A 22,038-nucleotide genomic window follows, 5' to 3' on the forward strand; every position below is an offset into this window, starting at 1 on the left:
GACGTATGTGAAGGATTGCTTTGGAACTGCCTTACCCCCGCGAGATGAGTAGTGGCGCGCAGGCAAGACCGCGAGAACGGCGATAAGATGCCGCCATTGCGCCAGCCCGCCGGGCGGGCCATCGGCAGGGGATCCCTCAATGAACCGCGTTTACCATCTCGTGTGGAACGGAGCGCTGCGCGTCGTGCAGGTGGCTTCGGAATTGGCGTCGTCGCAGGGTGGTTGCTGCGCGCGCAGTGAAGCCGCTTCGCCCCGTCGTCGCTCGTTGTGGATCGCCTTGGCCGCCATGGGGCTTGGCGCGGCTTCGTCGCCAGGATTCGCTCAGGTCTGTACGACGGCGGACGCTACTGCTTGCAGTGCGCAAGGCGGTCCCGGAGCGGGCGAACGTCCCGGGAGAGGTGGCGCGGGCAACGGACAGGGTGGCGGAAGCAACATCATTACGATCGATGTTTTCACGCCGCTGCCCGGCGCGTTGCCTTCGAATGGCGTGGGAGGCCAGGGTGCCACCGGTAGCCGCGACGGCACCCCCGCTGGCAGCGGTGGCAGTGCTGGCACCCTGGGTATCCAATCGGGCAGCACCATCGCAGGTGGCCGTGGCGGCGACGGTAGCCAAGATATCGCCGCGCCCGGCGGTGGTGGCGGCGGTGGCGCGGGCGTCTATTACACCGGCGGGTCACCGCTCTCTTTCGCACCCGGCACCCTGGTGACCGGTGGCCAGGGCGGGTCCGGCGGCGCGGTGACGCCAAACAGCGGCACAGGCGGCGGTGGCGGCGGCGGTGGCGGCACCGGCTTCGCGGGCATCACCCAGAACCTGACCCTCACGCTTGGCACAGGCACAGCGATCACCGGTGGCTCGGGCGGCGCGGGCGGCTCCGGCGATCTGAATTTCCAGGCGTTCGGCGGTGGCGGCGGCGGTGGTGGTGACGGCGTGCTGCTGTATCGCGCCGGTGCGCAGGTAAACAACGTCGGCGGCACGATCACCGGCGGGGCCGGTGGCGCGGGCGGCGACGCGCTGTCCCCGGGCGGTGCCGGCGACGCAGGCGCAGGCATCCGCGCCCTGGCCGATCACCTGACGGTGACGAACGTCGGCACGATCAGCGGCGGTGCGGCTACCGGCAGCGGCGCGGCCGGTGTCGGCATCGTCACCCAGGGCTTCGGCACCATCCAGAACCAGGGCACCATCGAAGGCGGCCAGCGCAGCGACAACACCTTCGCTTCAGCCATTCTCTTCCAGGGCGCTAACAACACGCTGACGATGGAAACGGGAGCTGTCGTCCACGGTGCCGTGGAAGTCGCGGACGCGTCGAACGCGCTGCTGGTCGCGAACGTCGACGCATCGCTGGACATGGTCAGGCTGGACGGCCAGACCGCCGTGGTCGACCTCTCCCCGGTCAGTGCCAGGAACTTCACCATCGGTTCCATCACCGGAACGGGCACCGTGACCAGCACCGGTGGCTCCGGCAATCTCTCGTTGAGCAAGGTCGACCTCGTCGGGTCGCTGGCTCTTGCCCATCCCGGCACCACCACGCTCTCCGACATGCTGCATACCACTGGTTCCCAGAGCTATGGCACGCCGGTGTCGCTGGGCGGCGACACGACCGTGCGGAGCGACAACGGCCCGGTGACCTTCGCAGGCATCCTCGACGGCGCCCACGACCTTACGGTGCTGTCTGGTGGTGCGCTCAGCTTCCAGGATGACATTGGTACCGGTACGCGGCTGACCGGTCTCGATGTAACCGCGCAGTCGCTCGCCATCGGCGCCGTCCATACGGGGGCGCTGCGCCTGGACGTGGCATCGAACATCACCCAATCCGCCGCATTCAACGTTTCCGGCGCCAGCCAGATCTTTTCGAACGGCGACATCACGCTCACCAATGCGGGCAACAGTTTCGCCGGTGCCGTCCAACTGGCGGGCAACAAGATCGACCTGAGCGCCAGTGGAAACCTTAACGTCGCCGCGCTCAGCGCGGGCAGCGACGTCACGCTGCGCAGCGTCGGCCTGCTGAGCGTGCCGACCTCCATCAGCTTGCCGGCCAGCCTGAACCTCTACTCCGGTGCCAATGGCGGTACATTGCTGCTGGACGACGTGTCGGCCGGCGCCACCACGCTGCACTCGGGCGGCGACATCGTGCTCGCCGGCGACCTCACGGCCACCTCGCTTTCAGTGGATTCACCAACGCATTCCGTGACCCAGACGTCCGGCACCGTCACGACGGACACGCTTTCAGGCAACATCGGCCAGGACCTTTCGCTGACGAGCGGCGGCAACGCGATCGCCAACCTCGGCGACGTGACCGCCCGCACGATATCGATAACCGATGCCCAGCGACTGACGGTCACCGGCACGGTGCATGCCTCCCAGAAGATCACGTTCGACTCCCAGTCAGGCGGCGTGTTGGTGACCGGAACGCTTCGAGCCGATGGCACGCTTGCGGATGGCATGGGCGTACAGGTGAACCCCGGCACGGGACTGATCGTGGGCAATGGCTCGACCGCGGGCACGCTGGATGCGGACGTCAGCGTGGATGGGGCGCTGACGTTCTGGCGCTCAGGCGATGTCGTGTTCGACGGCGCCTTGCAGGGCGCCGGGGTCATCGTCCAGGCGGGCCCCGGCCGGTTGCTCTACGACGGCGACGGCTCGTTGTTCCAGGGCGACACGTCGGTGACCAACGGCGACCTGGTCATCGGCAGCATGCCGGGTTCCTCCGCGCGGCTGGGTGGTAACGTCGACGTGAGCCATGGCTCGCTCGGCGGACACGGCACCATCGGCGGCAACGTGAGCGTGGGGTCGGCTAGCACCTTGTCCCCTGGCAACTCCGTCGGCACGCTCACGGTGAACGGCGACCTCAGCATGGACCAGGGCAGCACCTTCGACGCGGAGTTCGGTGCGGCCGGGGCAGGCGACAAGGTGATCGTCGGTGGGGATCTCGCCCTGAACGGCGTGACGCTGAACGTCGCCGACGCCGGCGGCATGGGTCCGGGCGTCTACAACCTGTTCGCTTATGGCGGCACACTCACCGAAACCAATGGCGGCATCCACTTCGGCTCGACGCCGGCGGGGCATCTCCTGCAACTGCAGACCCTGCTCGGCGACAAGCGGATCAACCTGATCGACTATTCCAACGCCACGTTGAATTACTGGAATGCAAACGGCCTCGCCAGCCCCACGCAGATGGGCGGTGGCGACGGTACGTGGTCCGTCACTTCGCCGACCTGGACCGACGAGCAGGGCAGCGTCACCGCGCCCATGACGCCGCAGCCGGGCTTTGCGATCTTCGGCGGTGCAAAAGGTACCGTGACGATCGACGGCACGGCTGGCGCGGTCGCCGCCACGGGCATGCAGTTCCTGAGCGACGGCTACCTCCTCACCGGCGATGCGCTCGCGTTGTCGGGTTCCGGTGGCGGCGTGGTCATACGCGTGGGCGATGGCACGGCAGCAGGCGCCGGCTACGTCGCCACCATCGACTCGGTGCTCACCGGTGTCGCGGGTCTGACCAAGACCGATGCGGGCACCCTAGTGCTCGGCGGCATCAATACCTTCTCGGGTGGCCTCGCCATCGGCGGCGGCACGGTCTCGGCGAGCGACGACCGCAACCTGGGCGACGCGGCCAATACCGTAGCCCTCGAGGGCGGCAGCCTGCGCGTGACGGGTACCGCCTATAAGTCGACCGATCGCACGCTGTCACTGGTGTCGGGCGGTGCCATCGACGTCGACGACGCGGCGAATGTGTTCACCTGGAACGGCGCGATCACCGGCGCCGGCGGCCTCGAGAAGCGCGGCGCCGGCACGCTGGCGCTCGACCGTGCCAATGTCTATAGCGGCAACACGGTAGTCAGCGCAGGTACGCTGCGGCTCGGCGACAGCGGGGCGATCAGCGGAGAGGGCCTCTATCTGCGCGACGGCACGACCTTGGCGCTCGCTGCCGATGGCCTCTCCCTTGCCAATGCCGTGAACGTGACCGGGCATGCGACGGTGGACGTGGGCGCAAGCGACGCCGTGGAACTCACGGGGACGGTTGCAGACAGTGTCTCGGCGGGCGCGCTCACCAAGACGGGTACGGGCACGCTCGTACTGTCCGGCGCCAACACCTACACCGGGGGCACGGTGCTCGCCGCCGGTACGCTCCGCCTTGCGAACGACACGGCGGCGGGCACGGGTGCGCTGTCGCTGCACGACGGCACGACGCTCGCACTGGATGACGGAGCCGAACTCGGCAACGCCCTCGGCATCGCTGGCGGCGCTACGGTGGATGTGACGGGCATGGCCGCCATCGCAGGCGACATCACCGACGGCGCATCCGCCGGTAGCCTGACCAAGGCGGGTGCGGGCACGCTCTCGCTGCTGGGCGCCGCGGCGTATACGGGCACCACCACCATCGCCGAGGGCACGCTGCAGGTGGGCGACGGCGGCACGCGCGGTTCACTGCCGCAGGACATCGTGAACCACGGCACGCTCGTGCTCGACCGTTCCGACGACGTCGCATACGCGGGCACGTTGTCCGGCGAAGGTGCCTTCCACAAGCTGGGCGGCAATGGGCTGCATCTCACCGGTGACAGCAGCGCGTTCACCGGTACCTCGACCATCGACGGCGGTACGCTGCAGCTCGATGGTTCGCTCGGCGGCAACCTGCTGCTTGCGAGCGGCGTGGTGGTCACCGGTAACGGCAAGGCGGGTACGGCGTCGTTCGCCCCCGGCAGCGAACTCTCGCCCGGCGGCAACGGCGCCATCGGCACGCTTGGCTTCACCGGCGATCTCACGATGGCGGCGGGTTCGCGCTATGCCGTCGACATGAACGATGCAGGGCAGGGCGACAGCGTGACCGTCGGCGGCAAGGCCAACCTGCAGGGGGGTTCGGTGGTCAGCCTCGGTACCGGCGCCAACTGGAGTACGTCGACTACGTACACCATTCTCTCGGCGGCGGGCGGCGTCGCGGGCACGTTCGCCGATGTGTCGACGAACCTCGCGTTCCTCACGCCGTCGCTAGCCTATACGGCGAACGCGGTGGAGCTCACGCTCAGCCGCAACGAGGTGGCCTTCCCGGACGTGGCGCAAACCCGCAATCAGCGGGCAACGGCGGGCGCCGTGGAATCCTTGGGCGAGGGCGTAGCGCTGTACGACACGATCCTGCATCTCGACGCGGCGGGCGCACGCACGGCGTTCGACGCGCTGTCCGGCGAGATCCACGCCAATCTCCGCGGCGCCATCGTGGACGACGACCGCTACCAGCGCGACGCGATCAACCAGCACCTGCTCACGCAGTACGCCGACGGGACGGGCGAGGCCACGGCGGCCTGGGCATCGGCCTGGGGTCACTGGGATAACCACGACGCCGACGGCAATGCCGCGCGCCTGCGCGCGAACGGCGGCGGCATGCTCGTCGGTGCGGACACGGGCGTGGGCACCGATACGCGCCTGGGCTTCGCCCTCGGCGCGGGGCATGTATCCGCTTCCGCGCGTGGCGATTCGGCCAGCGGCGACACGCGCACGGCGGGTCTTTATGGCAGTGGTCATTACGGGAACCTGCTGCTGCAGGCCGGCGCGCTCTACAGCCACCGGGACATCGATACGCATCGCAGCGTGGACGCCGGCGACCTGCAGGAGCACCTTGGCGGGAACATGCGTGCGCGTTCCGCGCAGTTGTTCGTCGAGGGTGCCTACGAGTTCCGTTTCGACCATGCTGCGCTGGCGCCGTACCTCAACCTCGCCAGGCAGCAGTTGCGCACGGACGGCCTGCATGAGCACGGCGGCGATGCCGCGCTCGATGTCGCGGGCGACAAGAGCGCGCAGACGTTCGGCACGCTCGGACTGCGCGGCCGCTGGGACCTGACCGCCGAGGGCGGTATCGGCATGTTCGGCAGCGTGGGCTGGCAACATGCCTGGGGCGACACGGCCATGCTGAGCCGCCAGCGCTTCGCCAGCGGCGGCGATGCGTTCCAGATCGCCGGTACGCCCATCGCCGACAACGCAGGCGTGGCCACCTTCGGCCTGCGCTTTCAGCCGGCCGCATCGGTCACCATCGACGCGTCGTACAGCGGACAGTTCGCGAGCGATGCAAAGGATCAGTCGGCCCGTTTGAGTCTGAACTGGGCGTTCTGATGCGAAGGGCCCGGTTTCCGGGCCCGGCGCGCTTTCTCCGGCTCAGGCCAGCGAGAGCTGCTCGCTGGCAGCGAGGACGAAGTCGTAGCGCGCTTCGTGGAAGGGAGTCTGCATTTCCGTGCCGTCCGGGGCCGTGCCGGCCGGCCGCTCTACGAAGGCCGCCACGAGGGAGTCCTTCACGCCGAACACAGCGTCGGTATCGAGGTAGGGATCGCCTTCGACGAAGAGATGGGTGACGACCGGCGCATGACCGGGCGCCGATACGATGAAATGGATATGCGCGGGACGCCAAGGGTGACGGCCGAGGGCGCGCAACATCTCGCCCACCGGACCGTCGTCGGGAATGGTGTAGCTCACCGGCATCACGGTGCGGAAGCGATAGCGGCCGTCGTCACCGGTGTGGAACACGCCGCGCAGCTGCATCGACGGTCGCTCCGGATCCTGCACGTCGTAGAGCCGGTCGGGCCGCGCCTGCCACACATCGAGGCGCGCGCCGGCGATGGGATGCCCGGCATCGTCGAGCACCCGGCCTTCGACGAACGCCGGGGACCCGCCGGGGATGCCTTCGGCGAGGTTCGCGCCCATGGGAAGTTCGGGCGCGCCTTGGACGTGGAACGGCCCCAGCACCGTGCTTTCCGTGCTGTTGCCGGGACGGCGGTGATTGATCGCATCGACCAGCATCGACACGCCCAGCGTGTCGGAAAGCAGGATGAACTCCTGGCGGTCGCCGTCGCAGGCGTGCCCGGTGCGGGTCAGGAACTCGATGCCTTTGAGCCATTCCGCTTCCGACGGCTCGACCTCGCGGATGAACGCGTGCAGGTGGCGAATCAGCGCCCCGGCGATTTCCCGCGTGCGCGGGTCGATGTCCGTGCCCATGCCCGCCAGTACCACGCGGGTGAGGTTCTCTTCGGTCAGGTTGCGCATGGACGGTTCCTTCGAGACGGAATCACCATGATGGGTGAGGCCTGCGCCTCGCGGCTTGTCGTTTACTAGCATTCAGGGCTCGGATGCGCCGGCATTCGCCGTTCTTCTAGAATGGCGAGACTGCCGGGAGGCCGGCTGGATGGAGGTCGCGCGTGAGAAGGACGATTCGATGGATGCTGGGCACGCCGCTGCTGCTGGCTTCCGCCCTCGCTTATGGCGCCGGCTTCGATTGCGGCAAGGCTTCCACCCCGGTCGAGAAGGCGATCTGCGCATCGCCGAAGGTCTCCGCCCTCGACGGAAAGCTCGGCGACGCGTTCCGTGTTGCCTTGAAAAACCATCCGGACAAAGCTGCTTCGCTGAAGCCCGACCAGCTGCATTGGCTGGCGGATCGCGATGCCTGGATCGCGGACTTCCTGCGCGACAACCCCGGCAAGCCCGCGAACGACAGCACCGGGCAATACCAGGCGCGGATCAATTTCCTTCGCGGTCTCGATGCGAAGGCGTCGAGGCCGTTGGATACCGTGCAGGCTGCACTGTCCGGCCTCCCGCCGGGTTCCTACGATGCGCTGGCTGACCTCGCGAAGGCCGGCTTGCCGGTCACCCTGGCCACGGACGTTTCTCTTGAGGATGCGAAGGCCTTTCCGTACGAGCCGGATGCCCGACTGCGCAAGGCCCTGGGTGAACTGGACGCTTCGTCGGGTTACCGCCGACTGCCCGGCACGCCGGTGAGCTCACTCTTTTCGGTGGGCGGGACGGCGCATTGCTGGACGGAGACGCCGTTCCGTATCGAAGGGAAGAAGGCCGTCGCGGTCGATGTCCCCGCTGCGTGGGACGGCGACTGCATGACGATGCACGGCATGGCGCGTATCGGCGAAGACGTCGTCGCCACGGTCCTGACCAACCCGTCGCCCGATGAGATGAATCTCCAGGTCAGCCGATGGGATGGGAACAGGTTCGGGCCCGGCGCGCAGTTGACCTTGCGCTTCGACCATGCGCTTTCCCCGCTGGGTAGCGCATGCGCGCCGAAGCAGTCGCCGTGCGACGATTTCGTCACCGCGGCCATGGCATCCGTCGCCCGCTACGACCGCAGTCCCCTCGCGAGCACTCTCGCTCGTTCGTTGGCGGACCCGGCGAAAAAGGTCTATGACGCCATGCTCGCGGCCGCCCAGGCGCCGTCCGGCATCGCTCCGAAAGGCGACACGAACTCGTACCCGGAGCTTCCGGCCTTCGGCGCATCCATCGCGGAGAGCGAGATGACTGGCTACGGTCCCGAAGCCACCTTCTTCCCGATCGACTTCCGGGGCGACACGCTCCTGGGTTTCATCGGCCACGGTCACGTCGGCTGGCGCATCAACAGCGACTGGCTGGTGTCGGCGTGGCGGCTGAAGGACGGGAAGCTGGAGCCCGTGGCGTCGGTCTACGTGAAGGTGAAGCGGGGCTCGCTGCTGCTGTCGTCGATCACGGCCCCCTGAGCCCATGTAGGAGCGCGCCTGCGCGCGACATTTTTTCGCGATAAAGCGACAGGCCCTGCTACCCACCGCCTCAAAAGATGTCGCGCGCAGGCGCGCTCCTACACCAGGCGGTGATGGGACTCACGTGGCCGCGCGAGGTTGGCGATCAGGCCTTGCGCCGGCGCAGTGCGTAGCCGATGCCCAGGATCGCGAACCATACCGGGCTGGCAATCAGCGCTTGCCGTGTGTCGCTCTCCAGCGCCAGCAGCACGAGCACGAAGGCGAAGAACACGAGGCAGGCCCAGCACATGAAGACGCCGCCGGGCATCTTGTAGCTCGATACCGCGTGCAGTTCCGGGCGGTTCTTCCGGTAAGCCATATAGGCCACCAGGATCAGCGACCACACGAACATGAAGAGGATCGCGGCGAGCGTCGTCACCAGCGTGAAGGCGGTCACGAGGTTCGGGATCACGTACACCAGCATGGCGCCGCCGAGCAGGCAGATGCACGAGAAGTACAGGCCACGCGACGGGACGGCCGCCTTCGACAGGTGATGGAAGGCCTTCGGCGCATGGTCTTCCTCCGCCAGGCCGAAGAGCATGCGGCTGGTGGAGAAGATGCCGCTGTTGGCGGACGAGGTCGCCGAGGTGAGCACGACGAAGTTGATCAGGCTAGCGGCCGCGGGGATACCCGCGAGCACGAACAATTCCACGAACGGGCTCTTGCCCGGCAGCACCTGTCGCCACGGCGTCACCGACATGATCACGACGAGCGACAGCACGTAGAACAGGATGATGCGCACCGGGATCGAGTTGATCGCCTTGGGCAGGTTCCGTTCCGGGTCCGCCGTTTCCGCCGCCGTGGTGCCCACGAGTTCGATGCCGACGAAGGCGAACACGGCGATCTGGAAGCCCGCGAAGAATCCGCCGATGCCCATCGGGAACATGCCGCCGTCGTTCCACAGGTTGCTTAGCGCGGCGACGTGACCGTCAGGCGAGCGGAAGGCCCAGGCCACCATGCCGAAGCCGGTGACGATGAGCGCGCAGATGGCGACGATCTTGATCAGCGCGAACCAGAACTCGAGTTCGCCGAAGAGGCGTACCGTGGTGAGGTTCAGCGCAAGCAACAGGAGCACGCAGAGCAGGGCCGGTATCCACGGCGCAAGCCCCGGGAACCAGAACTGCGCGTAGGAAGCGATGGCGATCACGTCCGCGATGGCGGTGATGATCCAGCAGAACCAGTACGTCCACCCGCAGAAGAAGCCGGCCCAGGGGCCGAGCAGGTCGGTGGAGAAATCGATGAACGACTTGTAGTTGAGGTTGGAGAGCAGCAGCTCGCCCATCGCCCGCATCACGAAGAACAGCATCACGCCGATGATGAGGTACACCAGCAGGATGGACGGCCCGGCGAGGCTGATGGTCTTGCCCGATCCCATGAACAGGCCGGTCCCGATGGCACCGCCGATGGCGATCAGCTGCAGGTGGCGGTTCGACAGGCTGCGCCTGAGGTGCTCGGGGGACTGCTCCTGCGGATGCGACATCGGCGTGCTCGGGTCGGGACGGAAGCCGGAACCATACGGGTCGGGCGGGGTGGCGGCAAGGCACAAACGTGCTGCGGGCCACGCTCCTGGCAGAGCCCGCGCGCCGCCCGCTACAGCCGCGGGCTCTCCTTGCCGCGATCTTCTCTGGCCTCGTGGGCGGTGTTACTGGGAGGCGTGGCACGACGGCTTCGCAAAAACATGCTGGACCTGCCAGCCGGACCAGTCGGCGACGGTGCCGATGGTGAAGCAGGGGCCCAGGGCGTCCCGGGGGAGCTGGAGCAGGTCGCCTTCGACGATGTAGCGGCGGTAGGAAGGCGTGATGTCGCCGCCGCCGGTGGCGGCAACGGCCTCGATCAGGGAAGCTCCGGGGTCGCCGGATCGGACGTCCATCCGCGCCAATGCATCCTCCAGCGACTTCTTCCCGCCGGTAGCGCCGCGGATACGGGCGTCCAGGACCAGGGCGAACAGGGCACCGCGGTTCACCGGCAGATCGCGCATGTCGCTCGAGTTGGCGTATTCCTCCGACACCTGACTCTGCGGTGCGCGGCGGTAGGGGGAATTGCCGTAGCTCGTCGTGGCCTGGTCGGTCACGATGGCGAATGCGACCGGCGACAGGTAGCCTCGGGCGAAGAGCCTGCGCACCGTGCGGAACGAGGTGAAGCCCTCGGTGTACCAGGCGGTGGCTGGGTCGGATCCCTGGCGCCTGGGCAGTGCGGCCGCCACCGTGAGCCATTGCAGCCAGGCGTTTTCCGGCACGCCGGACGTCAGGTAAGCCGTGCCTCCGAAAGGCTGCGTGCTCATCGACAGACCCGGTCCGCCGCCATCGAAGTCCACGATGTTGAGCGTGTAATCGTGACGTGCGGTGGGTGGCGTGACTTCCGCGACGCCACGTGCGACTTCGCTGGCCGCGCGCTTCACGTCGCGGGTTCCGTCCAGGGTCGTGACCGTGATCCGGGCGTCGCCCGCGTGGGCCGTCGACGTTCGGGCGTGGCGCGCTGCCATGAACGTGCCGCCCGCGAGTTGCGCCGCGCTTTGCGCTCCGTCCACGAGCGAGGTGGAGACGGTCCACCCTGCGGGGGCCTTCCAGTGGACGATCACGGGCAGGTCGCCGGAACCTTCCGGAATGGGGAACAGGACGTTCGTGGATGCGGCGATCGCGTCCGGGCGGATGAGGACGGATTGAAGAAGGTCCCCGGTGAGGGCCCGCGAGAGCGATGCCACTGGGCTGCGCCACGACATCGCCACGTCGGTGTCCGGCGTGCCGCGGAGGATCAGGTGGCCGGGAATGGAGGTGTCGAGCAAGCCTTGTTCCGCATGGGCATCGTCGGCTGGCTTCGCCGGGATGGTGAAGCCCACCAGGCCATCGGGACCGGTGCGGGCGGCAACGCGGACCCCGACCGCTTCGAGAGCCTCGCCCTGCATGTGGAAGGACAGGTCGTAGCGGATTGGGGCTGCCACGTCGGCCGCATGGGAGGACGCGGCGAGCATGGCCGCGATGAGGAAGCCGGTGCGGGTGAGGGGACCTGCCATGGCTGCTCCTTGTGGTCAGGGAGTCCTAGCAATAGACGGGCCACGCTCGGGATGTAGGAGCGCGCCCTGCGCGCGACGGCTTTTCGCGATCCGGTCACAGGGCCTGTAGCTCCTCGCGAAAAGCCGTCGCGCGCAAGGCGCGCTCCTACAAGTGTCCTCGGACAAGTGGGGCGGACACTGCGGACGCTGTGTACTATGGAGGCATGACAACCCACACGATCGACCCTACGCGCCTGGCGCTCATCGAGGCCTATCTCAACGCCTACAATGGCTTCGACATCGAAGGCATGCTCGCCGTCCTGTCGGACGACGTGCGCTTCGAGCACCACGCGGGCGGCCAGGTCAGCGTGGCGACGGACGGCAAGGCCGATTTCGAGAAGCTGGCGCGCGTGGGTGCCGCCATGTTTGCCTCGCGGCAGCAGACGCTGGTGGCGCTGGAAGAGCAGGGCGATGCGATCCTCGCCACGATCGACTTCCACGGCGAGACCGCCGACGACATCCCCGACGGCCCGCGTGCGGGCACGGTCATCGAGATGCGCGGCACGTCGAAGTTCGCCTTTTCGGACGGGCGGATCAGCCGGGTGATCGACAAGGCCTGAGGCGCAGCTTCAGGCCGCCGCGCGCTCCACGGCGGCGATGAGGGATTTCCGGTCGTACGGCTTCGCCAGGTACTCCATGCCGCTGCGCAGCCACGTGTGCTGTTCCCGCATTTCCCCTGAGGTCACCAGCACGTGCATGTCGGTGTGGCGAAGCGCGAGCTGCTCGCCGGTGATCTTCCCCGGCATGCGCACGTCGGTGAACAGTACGTCGGCCTTGCGGGTTTCCAGCCATTGTTCCGCCGCATCGCCGTCCGGCACGGCATGCACTTCGTGGCCGGCGGCCTCGAGGATCATCGAGGACAATTCGCGGATGGCGTCGTCGTCCTCCACGAGGAGTACGACGAGGGGACGATCGGTGGCCATGGAGTGCGCTCTGGGTAGGTTGTGGGCGACGCAGATACAGCGTGTTGCGTGAAAACTTCGTCAAAGATCGCGTCTCCACGTAAGCGCCCCGCGTTCGAAGCCGAAGCTTCATCCGGCGAGGGCTTCCGGGCTCAGAATCCTTCCAGGACGATCTTGCCCTTCGCTTTATGGCTCTCGATCAGCTTGTGCGCACGGCGCAGGTTCTCCGCGGTGATGGCGCCGAAGTGCTCGCCCAGCGTCGTGCGCAGCGTGCCGTCGTCAATGAGGCCGGCGACACGGTCGAGGATCTCGTGCTGCTTCACCATGTCCGGCGTCTGGTAGGTCGAGCGGGTGAACATCGACTCCCAGTGCAGCGAGATCGCCTTGCGCTTCATCTTCGTGGCATCCAGCGAACGCGGATCGTCGATGAGGCCGAACTGTCCCTGCGGCTTCAGGATTTCCACGATCTGCTCGTAGTACTCGTCGGTATGGGTCAGGCTGATTACATGATCGACCTGCGCGATGCCGAGCGACTCCAGTTGCGCGGCGAGGGGCTTGCCGTGGTCGATCACATGCTGCGCGCCCAGTTCGCGGACCCAGTCGGCGGTCTCCTTGCGCGAGGCCGTGCCGACGACGGTGAGCTTCGTCAGCCGGCGGGCCAGCTGGACGAGGATGGAACCCACGCCGCCACCGGCGCCGATGATGAGGAGCGACTCGCCGTCGTTGCCGCCTTCCACGATCTTCAGGCGGTCGAAGAGCATTTCCCATGCGGTGAGCGTGGTGAGGGGCAGGGCAGCGGCGTGCGCGTCGTCGAGCGAGCGGGGCTTGTGGCCGACGATGCGTTCGTCCACGAGCTGGAACTCCGCATTGCTTCCGGCTCGGATGAGGGAGCCGGCGTAGTAGACCTCGTCGCCTTCCTTGAACAGGGTGACGCCGGTACCGACCGCCGCCACCGTACCCACGGCGTCGAAGCCGAGGACGCGCGGCTCGTTCGTGGGCGTGCCGTTTCGGACCTTGGTGTCCACGGGATTCACCGATACGGCGCGGACGGCCACGAGGAGGTCGCGGGCGCCCGGCACGGGTTGCGGCAGGTCGATCTCGACCAGGGACTCGGGGTCGTCGATGGGCAGGCCCTGGCGGGTATAGACGATGGCTTTCATGAGGGGAGGACTCCGTTAGCGATGGGCGCATGGTCCTCCCTTCGCGCGGGGCTGTGAAGCGTCCGCCGGCGGGTCCGGTTTCCGTGTTCCGCCGAAGATCGCGCGATGTTCGCGTTCCGACGACGGCCGCTGGGGAAGCTTTCGACAAGCCCGCATCCGAGGACCCAGCCATGACCGACGAGTTCTCTCCCTCCCGCCGCCGCATTGTCCAGAACGCTTCGCTCGGCGTCGCCGCCGCGGCGCTGGCGGGGACGCCGACCTTCGCTGCCACCGGCGCGGCGACCACCGCGGGACCGGGCGGCACCCGGGGCATGGGCGACCCCCGACAGGGCTTCCCGCACCCGCCGTTCGCGGTGCAGAGCCAGCCCTGGCCGGGCCTCGCCGGCAAGATGCAACCGCGCCCCGACCACGGCGAGACCAGCTACAAGGGCAGCGGGCGCCTGGCGGGACGGAAGGCACTCATTACGGGTGGCGACTCCGGTATCGGCCGCGCCGTGGCCATCGCCTATGCGCGCGAAGGCGCGGATGTGGCGATCAGCTACCTCCCGGCCGAAGAGGACGATGCGAAGGAAGTGATGGAACTGGTCCGCAAGGCGGGCCGGAAGGGCGTGGCCTTGCCGGGCGACATTCGCGACGAGGGCTGGTGCAAAGAGATGGTGCAGAAGGCCGTGCAGGAGCTGGGCGGCCTGGACATCCTGGTGAACAACGCAGCCCGACAGCACAGCTTCGATTCGATCCTCGATATTTCCACCGAGGATTTCGACTGGACGGTGAAGACCAACCTCTACGCGATGTTCTGGATCACCAAGGCCGCCGTGCCGCACATGCCGCCCGGAGCGGCGATCGTGAATACCGCCTCGGTCAATGCGTACAACCCCTCGGAGAACCTGCTCGATTACGCCATGACCAAGGGCGGCATCATGATCTTCACCAAGGGCCTGGCGAAGCAGCTGATCAAGAAGGGCATCCGCGTCAATGGTGTGGCGCCGGGTCCGTTCTGGACGCCGTTGCAGGTGTCGGGCGGACAGACGCCGGACAAGCTGCAGAAGTTTGGTGGCGACACCCCGATGGGGCGGCCGGGCCAGCCGGCGGAAATCGCACCGATCTACGTGCAGCTGGCCTCCACCGAGGCCAGCTACGAAACGGGGCAGATCTTCGGCGCCTCCGGAGGTGCGGGGAATCCGTGACGGCCGCCGCGCCGGCCTCGGGACCTGTCCAAAAAGCCGATATCTTCCCCGGTCGCTTCCGCCTATGATCCCGCCCCACGATCGGCAGGCGTTTGCAGGGGAACGGGATGTCGCAGGGGAGATCGGCCGTGCTCGGCGACCATCGGTTCGTCGCGGAGATGGATGGCCTGCAGAAATTCGGGCGCCTGGAAAAGGCTGCCCAACTGGGCGACGTGCGCGCGCAGTTCCAGGTCGCGCGCATGTATGCCGAAGGCGAGCACGTCGCACAGGACCGCTTCCGCGCGGCGCAGTGGTTCCGCCGTGCGGCGGAGCAGGGACACCTCGAAAGCCAGTGCCGCCTCGCCGCGCATCATGCGGAGGGCCTCGGCGTGCCGAGGGATCCCTTCGAGGCGGCCGGGTGGTACCGGCGTGCGGCGGAGGCCGGTTCGGCGGATGCGCAGTGCGCCCTGGGTGCGCTTTACGCGCGCGGTCATGGGGTGGCGACCGATCGCGCCGAAGCGCTGCGCTGGTGGACGCTCGCCGCGGACCAGGGTCATGTGCAGGCGTGCGTGAACCTCGGCGTTTCCCATTATTTCGGGCGAGGTGTGCCGCGCGACGCGGAGCTTGCCTTTACCTATTACAGCAGGGCCGTCGAACGCGGCCAGGCCTATGCGCCCGGTTATGCCGATGCGCTGTGCAGCCTCGCGCATATGTATTGCGACGGCATCGGCGTGCCCCGCGACGCGGTGGCCGGCGAACACCATTACCGGCGTGCCGCCGAACTGGGCAACGGTACCGCGCAGTTCGTCCTCGGCAAGCTCCACCTCGAAGCCAGTGCGCTGGCGGAGGACCGTGAGCAGGCACGCTACTGGTTCGCCCGGGCGGCGGAGCAGGGCGACAGCGAGGCGCGCCGTCTGCTTGCCGGGCTCGAGGCGGCTTCCGGGGCGGACGAAGCTGCGGCAGACGGCGTGTCCCGGCCCGGCCCGCAGGATCCCGCCGGGCAGTTCCTGCTGGGCCAGCGCCTGTCTTCCGGCGATGGGCTGGCGCGCAACGACCGCGAAGCCGTCCGCTGGCTGGCGCTGGCGGCGGAGCGGGCGCACGCACCCGCGCAGTACGCCCTCGCACGCATGATCGACGCGGGGCGCGGATTGCCGCGCGACGTGGCTGAGGTGGTTCGCCTCCTGCGCCAGGCCGCGAATGCCGGCCATGCCGATGCGCAGTTCGAACTGGGCCTGTTCCACGAGCGTGGCGATGGCGTGCCGCGCAACGCATCCACCGCGCGGGCATGGTTCCGCAAGGCCGCCGCGCGCGGACACCTGAAGGCGCTGCGCAAGCTCGAGAAACGCGCGTGGTGGAGAGTCTGGTGATTTTGCGGCAGTAAGAATTTGCGGATGTGACTTCCGGCGCTTCCCCTTTCGCGCCGTCCCGGCGACCATCGGCGGATCGACCGCCGCCGGATGTCCGGCGGGGCGCGAACCAAGGGTCTCTCCATGCGTACACCTCTCGTCAGTGCGATCGCCTTCGCGCTCGCCGGTCTTTCGTTTGCCGCGGTAGCCGCGCCTGCCGCCGACAACAGCCAGCTCGCCACCACCCAGCTGCCGCGCAACGTGCGGCCGACGCATTACGACGTGGCCGTGGTGCCGCATGCCGACAACCTCACGTTCGACGGCAAGGTGTCCATCGCCATCGACGTGCTCGAGCCCACCGCGTCGATCACCCTCAACGCGATCGACATGAGCTTCGCCGACGTGACCCTCGTCCCTGCGAAGGGCAAGGCGAAGTTCGCGGCGCCGAAGGTGTCCGTCGACGACAAGGCGCAGACCGCCACCTTCACCTTCGACCACGCTCTCCCGGCGGGTTCGTACACCTTGTCGATGAACTACACCGGCAAGATCGGTACCCAGGCCAACGGCCTGTTCGCCATCGACTACGACACCAAGTCCGACGGCAAGAAACGCGCCCTGTACACGCAGTTCGAGAACTCCGACGCGCGCCGCTTCATCCCGTCGTGGGACGAGCCGGCCTACAAGGCCACCTTCACGCTGCAGGCCACCGTGCCCAGCCAGGACATGGCCGTGAGCAACATGCCGGCCGCGTCGAAGAAGGACCTCGGCAATGGCCTCTCCCTGGTCACCTTCCAGCCGTCGCCGAAGATGTCCACCTACCTGCTGTTCTTCGGCCTGGGCGAGTTCGACCGCGCCACGACGAAGAGCGACGGCGTGGAAATCGGCGTGATCACGCAGAAGGGACTCACTTCCCAGGCGCAGTTCACGCTCGACTCGGGCAAGGCCGTGCTGCAGGAATACAACGCGTATTTCGGCGTGCCTTACCCCCTGCCCAAGCTCGACAACATCGCGTCGCCGGGCCAGAGCCAGTTCTTCTCCGCCATGGAAAACTGGGGCGCGATCTACACCTTCGAATACGCGCTGCTGCTCGATCCGTCCATCTCCACGCAGTCGGACAAGCAGGAAGTGTTCAACACCGCCGCGCACGAGATGGCGCACCAGTGGTTCGGCGACCTCGTGACTATGCGCTGGTGGGACGACCTGTGGCTCAACGAAGGCTTCGCGTCGTGGCTGGCGTCGCGGACCACGCAGCGCCTGCATCCGGAATGGCATACCAACCTCGAGGCGGTGTCCATCCGCGAGGGCGCGATGGCACGCGATGCCGTTGCGACCACGCATCCGGTGGTGCAGCACGTGGAGACGGTGGAGCAGGCCAGCCAGGCCTTCGACTCGATCACCTACGCCAAGGGCGAATCGGTGATCCGCATGCTCGAAGCCTATGTCGGTGCGGACACCTGGCAGAAGGGCGTGCAGGCGTACATCAAGGCGCACAAGTACTCCAACACCGTGTCCGACGACCTCTGGAAGGAAATCGACGCGGCCGCCGGCAAGCCGGTGAGCACCGTGGCCCACGACTTCACCTTGCAGCCGGGTATACCGCTGGTGCGCGTGGAATCCGTGTCCTGCGCCAACGGTTCGACCACGCTGAAGCTGTCGCAGGGTGAGTTCACCCGCGACCGTCCGGGGAAGAAGGCGCTCGCCTGGCACGTGCCGGTGCTCGCGAAGACCGTGGGTGGCGAGCCGGCGTCGACGCTGCTGACCGACGGCGCAGGCACGCTGACCGTCGCCGGTTGTACGCCGGTGCTGGTCAACGCCGGACAGACCGGCTACTACCGCACGCTGTACGCGCCGGCGCAGATCAAGGCGCTGCAGGGCGCCTTCGCGAAGCTGGATCCGATCGACCAGCTCGGTCTCACCGCCGACGTGTGGGCGCTGGGCATGGCCGGCCTGCAGCCGGCCTCCGACGTGCTCGACCTGGTCAAGGCCGTGCCGCTGGATGCCTCGCCGCAGCTGTGGGAAGAGGTGGCCGGCGACATGTCCGCGCTGGACGATTACTACCAGGGCGACGCGAAGCGCCAGGCAGCGCTGCGCAAGTACGCCATCTCGCGCCTGGAACCGAAGTTCGCGCAGGTGGGCTGGGAAGCCAGGCCGGGCGAGGAAGCGCCGGTGGCGATCCTTCGCACCCAACTGATCGGTACGCTGGCGCACCTGGGCGATGCCAAGGTGATCGCCGAGGCGCGTCGCCGCTATGAAACCAACACGATGCCGGCCGAGCTGCGCAAGTCGATCCTGGCCGTGGTGGCCGCGCATGCCGACGCCGCGACCTGGGACAAGCTGCACGCGGAAGCGAAGGCGGAGAAGACCCCGCTGGTGAAGGACCGCCTGTACGCGCTGCTGGCCACGCCGGAAGACGAGGCCCTCGCCAAGCGCGCGCTGGCCCTCGCCCTCACCGACGAGCCGGGCGCCACGAACAGTGCGGCGATGATCTCCGCGGCCTCCCGCGCGCATCCGGAACTGGCCTTCGACTTCGCGGTGGCGAACAAGGACAAGGTCGACCACTTCGTCGATTCGACCTCGACCTCCCGCTACTACCCGAGGCTGGCGAGCGGTTCGATGGACATCGCCATGGTCGACAAGATCAAGGCGTTCGCCGACAAGTACATTGCCGCCAGCTCGCGCCGCGACGCCGAGACCAGCATGGTCAACATCCGGTATCGCGTCATGGTGCGGAACGAGCGCCTGCCCGCCGTGGATGCCTGGTTGAAGAAGAACGGATGATGGCAGCCTTACCGGCGCCGGTGGACGTTCCGACGTCCACCGCGCGCATCGTGCATACGTACCCGCATGACCGCCAGGCCTTCACCGAAGGCCTGTACTACGACGATGGGTTCCTCTTCGAAAGTACGGGCGGTTTTGCGGGCGCGGGCCTGCGCAAGGTGCGCCTGGAAACCGGCGAGGTCGTGCAGCAGCGGGAGGTTCCCCGGCAGGTCTTCGGCGAGGGCATCGTCGCCAGCGGTTCGAAGATCCTGCAGCTTTCGTGGCGCGAGGGCGTGGGGTTCCTCTACGACCGCACGAGCTTCGCGCTGCTGGGCGAGATCCACTATCCCGGAGAAGGCTGGGCGATGACGCGGAACGCCTCACACATCTTCATGAGTGACGGCACGCCGCGCATCCGCATCCTCGATCCGTCCACGTTCGCGCAGACCGGCGCGATCGACGTGACGGTCGACGGGGAGCCGTTGCAGCAGATCAACGAGCTGGAGTGGGTGAAGGGCGAGATCTACGCGAACGTATGGCAGACCTCGCGGATCGCGCGCATCGATCCGTCGAACGGCCACGTGGTCGGTTGGATCGACCTGGGCAACCTCGCCGCCATGCAGCACGTGCAGGATCCAGCCGACGACGTGCTCAACGGCATCGCATATGACCCCGCACACGACCGCTTGTTCGTCACCGGCAAGCGCTGGGACGCCGTCTACGAAATCCGCCTGAGCCCCACCCGCGACAACCCTCCGCACCCGTAGGAGCGCGCCCCGCGCGCAACATCTTTTCGCCACAGTCCACCGCACTTGTAGGAGCGCGCCTCGCGCGCGACATCTTTTCGCCGCAGTCCCGAAGCTGGCGCGCCAGCTCCAGGGCACGGCCTCAAAACATGTCGCGCGCAGGGCGCGCTCCTACATGGTCCCGGCATCAGCGGGAATTGTCAGCCGGCGGCTGTGCAGGCGGCCAGGAGTGCTTCGCGGAAGCACGGCGCATCGACCAGCCGCGCCGCCAAGGTGCCCTTGAACACGTCGCCCGCGCCGCAGGTAGGCACACGGTAAAGATCCGCCTCGTCGCCATGCCGATCGCTGCCGTGGGATATGAGGCAGCTGCGGTCCAGCGACACCACCACCGTGCCGGCGCACAGGCGCCGGGCCAGCGCATTGATGGTCGTATCGTCCATCGCCGTCACCGCCTGCGCCGTGATGTCGATGGAGAGGAAACGCCCCGACGCGCGCGCGAACTCGTGCACATCGAGCAGCAGCACGTCGGTGCTGGCGAACTCGCGCACCGACAGCGCCGGCGGCAACGGCCCCGGATCGAGCACGCGCAGGAGCCGCTTCGCGCCGGCCAGTTCGAGCGTCGCGGCGACCGCGTCGATGTTCGCCTCGGTGGAGATGAGCAATACCTTCGCACCGTCGAACAGGTCCGTCTGCGCGGCGACGAAGCCGGCATCGAGATGATCGTTGGCACCGGACGACAACACCGAAAGGGTCTGCCCCTTCGCATCCACGACGATGGCGGTGCGGCCGGTCCGGATGCCCGACACGACCTGCCAACGCGCGACGACGTTGGCCGGCAGGCCGGAAGGATCGATGGTGTCGTCGCCGATCGCGGCGACGAGGCCGGTCGCCACGCCGGAGCGCGCCGCGGCGACGGCCTGGTGGAACGCCTTGCCACCGGGACGCCGTTCGAAATCGTCGGCGTACGCAGGTTCGCCGGCGCGCGGAAGGCGCGGCGTGCGCCAGCGCTCTTCCTCGCTATAGCCACCGACGACCAGCAGGCGTACGCCGGCCATGCCTCAGAACTGCTCGAGCACGCCGGCGATGGTCGCCGTCATGAAGGTGGCGATGGAGCCGCCCAGCACGGCACGCAGGCCGAGGCGGGCGAGGTCGCCGCGACGGTTCGGGGCGAGGCCGCCGATGCCGCCGATCTGGATGGCGATGGAGGAGAAGTTGGCGAAGCCGCACAGCGCGTACGTGGCGATGAGGCGGCTCTGCGGCAGCAGGTCGTCGAGGTGGCGGGCGAGATCGGCATAGGCGACGAACTCGTTGATGACCACCTTCTGGCCGATGAAGCTGCCGACGAGGGTGGCGTCCTGCCAGGGCACGCCGATGAGCCAGGCCACCGGCGCGAGGATCCAGCCGAAGATCGTTTCCAGGCTGAGCGCGACGGGATGGCCCGCGCTGGCGCTGAGCCATGCGTTGAGGCTGTGCTCGCCGCCGATCGTGCCGGCCCACTGCACCGGGCCGTTGATGAGGGCGATGAGCGCGATGAAGGCCAGCAGCATGGCGCCGACGTTCATGGCCAGCTTGAGGCCGTCGCCTGCGCCGGTCGCGGCGGCATCGATGACGTTGGCGGTGGTTTTCTCGACCTCGATCTTCACCGTGCCGCGGGTGAGCGGCTCCTGCGTCTCGGGCACGAGGATCTTCGCCAGCACCATGGTGGCCGGCGCGGCCATTACGCTCGCGGTGAGCAGGTGCTTCGCGTAGAACATGCGCTGCGCGGGATCGTCGCCGCCGAGCATCGCCACATAAGCGGCCATCACCGAACCGGCGATATGCGCCATGCCGCCGATCATGACGGTCATGAGTTCGGCCTGGGTCATCCGCTCGATGTACGGCTTGATGGTGAGCGGGGCCTCGGTCTGGCCGATGAACACGCTGGCGCAGACGCTGGTGGTCTCGGCGCCGGACACGCGCATCACCTTGGTGATCACCCAGGCCATGCCCTTCACGATCTGCTGCATCACGCCGAGGTGGTAGAGCACGCCTGTGAGGGCTGCGAAGAAGACGATGGTCGGCAGCACCTTCACGGCGAAGATGACGCCGAACTTGTCGCTGTCGAGCAGGCTGCCGAAGATGAAGCGCGAACCCACGTCCACGTAGTCAAGCAGGCGCACGAAGCCGGTGGCGATCGCGTCGAAGACGTCGCGGCCCAGCGGCACCTTCAGCACGATGGCGGCGAACACGATCTGCAGCAGCACGCCGGTGCCGACCAGCTTCCAGTCGACCTGGCGCTTGTTGTTGGAGAAACAGAAGGCGATGGCGACGAGCACCATCAGGCCGAACAGGCCAAAGAGAACGTGGCCCAGCAGAACCAGCATCGTGACTTACCCCTTCG

Annotated in this window: 14 protein-coding genes; 7 read left to right on the top strand and 7 right to left on the bottom strand. The window is 67.6% G+C overall.

The window, feature by feature from the left end; genetic code table 11:
* The first annotated feature begins 139 nt into the window (after positions 1-139).
* On the top strand, positions 140-6,097 hold the full coding sequence (locus ACR9ZH_RS00245) for an autotransporter domain-containing protein (protein ID WP_481288746.1): 5,958 nt from the start codon (positions 140-142) through the stop codon (positions 6,095-6,097).
* Positions 6,098-6,139: 42 nt separating this feature from the next.
* Here ACR9ZH_RS00245 and ACR9ZH_RS00250 read toward each other — a convergent pair whose 3' ends face one another.
* The gene (locus ACR9ZH_RS00250; RefSeq protein ID WP_481288747.1) at positions 6,140-7,021 is read right to left on the bottom strand and encodes an intradiol ring-cleavage dioxygenase; all 882 of its coding nucleotides are present in this window, start codon (positions 7,019-7,021) and stop codon (positions 6,140-6,142) included.
* A gap of 152 nt (positions 7,022-7,173) precedes the next feature.
* Between ACR9ZH_RS00250 and ACR9ZH_RS00255 the strand changes: the two genes are divergently transcribed.
* Positions 7,174-8,493, top strand: a complete 1,320-nt coding sequence (locus tag ACR9ZH_RS00255; RefSeq protein ID WP_481288748.1) for a lysozyme inhibitor LprI family protein — start codon at positions 7,174-7,176, stop codon at positions 8,491-8,493.
* A 145-nt stretch (positions 8,494-8,638) separates the two neighbouring features.
* On the opposite strand, the gene cycA is transcribed toward ACR9ZH_RS00255, so the two are convergent.
* Both cycA and ACR9ZH_RS00265 read right to left on the bottom strand, forming a co-directional pair.
* Positions 8,639-10,012 carry a D-serine/D-alanine/glycine transporter gene (gene cycA / locus ACR9ZH_RS00260; RefSeq protein ID WP_481288749.1) on the bottom strand — a complete coding sequence of 458 codons (1,374 nt, stop codon included), beginning with the start codon at positions 10,010-10,012 and terminating at the stop codon, positions 8,639-8,641.
* 162 nt (positions 10,013-10,174) lie between these two features.
* Positions 10,175-11,542, bottom strand: coding sequence for a hypothetical protein (locus tag ACR9ZH_RS00265; RefSeq protein WP_481288750.1), 1,368 nt, complete (start codon positions 11,540-11,542; stop codon positions 10,175-10,177).
* Between the two features lie 203 nt (positions 11,543-11,745).
* Between ACR9ZH_RS00265 and ACR9ZH_RS00270 the strand changes: the two genes are divergently transcribed.
* A complete protein-coding gene (locus ACR9ZH_RS00270; protein WP_481288751.1) occupies positions 11,746-12,141 on the top strand; it encodes a nuclear transport factor 2 family protein in 396 nt (131 codons plus the stop codon).
* A gap of 9 nt (positions 12,142-12,150) precedes the next feature.
* Here ACR9ZH_RS00270 and ACR9ZH_RS00275 read toward each other — a convergent pair whose 3' ends face one another.
* Both ACR9ZH_RS00275 and ACR9ZH_RS00280 read right to left on the bottom strand, forming a co-directional pair.
* A complete protein-coding gene (locus ACR9ZH_RS00275; protein WP_481288752.1) occupies positions 12,151-12,504 on the bottom strand; it encodes a response regulator in 354 nt (117 codons plus the stop codon).
* A 131-nt stretch (positions 12,505-12,635) separates the two neighbouring features.
* Positions 12,636-13,643: a zinc-binding alcohol dehydrogenase family protein gene (locus ACR9ZH_RS00280; RefSeq protein WP_481288753.1), complete on the bottom strand. Its 1,008-nt coding sequence runs from the start codon at positions 13,641-13,643 to the stop codon at positions 12,636-12,638.
* A 311-nt stretch (positions 13,644-13,954) separates the two neighbouring features.
* On the opposite strand from ACR9ZH_RS00280, the gene ACR9ZH_RS00285 reads away from it, so the two are divergent.
* The 4 genes from ACR9ZH_RS00285 to ACR9ZH_RS00300 all read left to right on the top strand — a co-directional run bounded on the left by ACR9ZH_RS00285 (position 13,955) and on the right by ACR9ZH_RS00300 (position 19,679).
* Positions 13,955-14,830, top strand: a complete 876-nt coding sequence (locus ACR9ZH_RS00285) for an SDR family oxidoreductase (RefSeq protein ID WP_481288860.1) — start codon at positions 13,955-13,957, stop codon at positions 14,828-14,830.
* 107 nt (positions 14,831-14,937) lie between these two features.
* On the top strand, positions 14,938-16,176 hold the full coding sequence (locus ACR9ZH_RS00290; RefSeq protein ID WP_481288754.1) for a tetratricopeptide repeat protein: 1,239 nt from the start codon (positions 14,938-14,940) through the stop codon (positions 16,174-16,176).
* Between the two features lie 123 nt (positions 16,177-16,299).
* Positions 16,300-18,933 (top strand): M1 family metallopeptidase, encoded by a 2,634-nt coding sequence (locus ACR9ZH_RS00295; RefSeq protein ID WP_481288755.1) that lies wholly within the window; start codon positions 16,300-16,302, stop codon positions 18,931-18,933.
* Positions 18,933-19,679: a glutaminyl-peptide cyclotransferase gene (locus ACR9ZH_RS00300; protein ID WP_481288756.1), complete on the top strand. Its 747-nt coding sequence runs from the start codon at positions 18,933-18,935 to the stop codon at positions 19,677-19,679. The genes ACR9ZH_RS00295 and ACR9ZH_RS00300 overlap by 1 nt, the downstream gene beginning before the upstream one ends.
* A 179-nt stretch (positions 19,680-19,858) precedes the next feature.
* On the opposite strand, the gene ACR9ZH_RS00305 is transcribed toward ACR9ZH_RS00300, so the two are convergent.
* Both ACR9ZH_RS00305 and ACR9ZH_RS00310 read right to left on the bottom strand, forming a co-directional pair.
* A complete protein-coding gene (locus ACR9ZH_RS00305) occupies positions 19,859-20,713 on the bottom strand; it encodes a PfkB family carbohydrate kinase (RefSeq protein ID WP_481288757.1) in 855 nt (284 codons plus the stop codon).
* Between the two features lie 3 nt (positions 20,714-20,716).
* Positions 20,717-22,021, bottom strand: a complete 1,305-nt coding sequence (locus ACR9ZH_RS00310) for a NupC/NupG family nucleoside CNT transporter (protein WP_481288758.1) — start codon at positions 22,019-22,021, stop codon at positions 20,717-20,719.
* Positions 22,022-22,038: the final 17 nt, after the last annotated feature.

The sequence above is a fragment of the Luteibacter sp. SVR4-7G genome (assembly GCF_056755555.1).

Coding starts and splice junctions, on each gene's coding strand:
- ACR9ZH_RS00290 (WP_481288754.1), top strand. CDS start 14,938: ATGTCGCAGGGGAGATCGGCCGTGCTCGGCGACCATCGGTTCGTCGCG.
- ACR9ZH_RS00265 (WP_481288750.1), bottom strand. CDS start 11,542: ATGGCAGGTCCCCTCACCCGCACCGGCTTCCTCATCGCGGCCATGCTC.
- ACR9ZH_RS00305 (WP_481288757.1), bottom strand. CDS start 20,713: ATGGCCGGCGTACGCCTGCTGGTCGTCGGTGGCTATAGCGAGGAAGAG.
- ACR9ZH_RS00245 (WP_481288746.1), top strand. CDS start 140: ATGAACCGCGTTTACCATCTCGTGTGGAACGGAGCGCTGCGCGTCGTG.
- ACR9ZH_RS00280 (WP_481288753.1), bottom strand. CDS start 13,643: ATGAAAGCCATCGTCTATACCCGCCAGGGCCTGCCCATCGACGACCCC.
- ACR9ZH_RS00310 (WP_481288758.1), bottom strand. CDS start 22,021: ATGCTGGTTCTGCTGGGCCACGTTCTCTTTGGCCTGTTCGGCCTGATG.
- ACR9ZH_RS00295 (WP_481288755.1), top strand. CDS start 16,300: ATGCGTACACCTCTCGTCAGTGCGATCGCCTTCGCGCTCGCCGGTCTT.
- ACR9ZH_RS00250 (WP_481288747.1), bottom strand. CDS start 7,021: ATGCGCAACCTGACCGAAGAGAACCTCACCCGCGTGGTACTGGCGGGC.
- ACR9ZH_RS00270 (WP_481288751.1), top strand. CDS start 11,746: ATGACAACCCACACGATCGACCCTACGCGCCTGGCGCTCATCGAGGCC.
- ACR9ZH_RS00285 (WP_481288860.1), top strand. CDS start 13,955: ATGGGCGACCCCCGACAGGGCTTCCCGCACCCGCCGTTCGCGGTGCAG.
- ACR9ZH_RS00300 (WP_481288756.1), top strand. CDS start 18,933: ATGGCAGCCTTACCGGCGCCGGTGGACGTTCCGACGTCCACCGCGCGC.
- ACR9ZH_RS00275 (WP_481288752.1), bottom strand. CDS start 12,504: ATGGCCACCGATCGTCCCCTCGTCGTACTCCTCGTGGAGGACGACGAC.
- cycA (WP_481288749.1), bottom strand. CDS start 10,012: ATGTCGCATCCGCAGGAGCAGTCCCCCGAGCACCTCAGGCGCAGCCTG.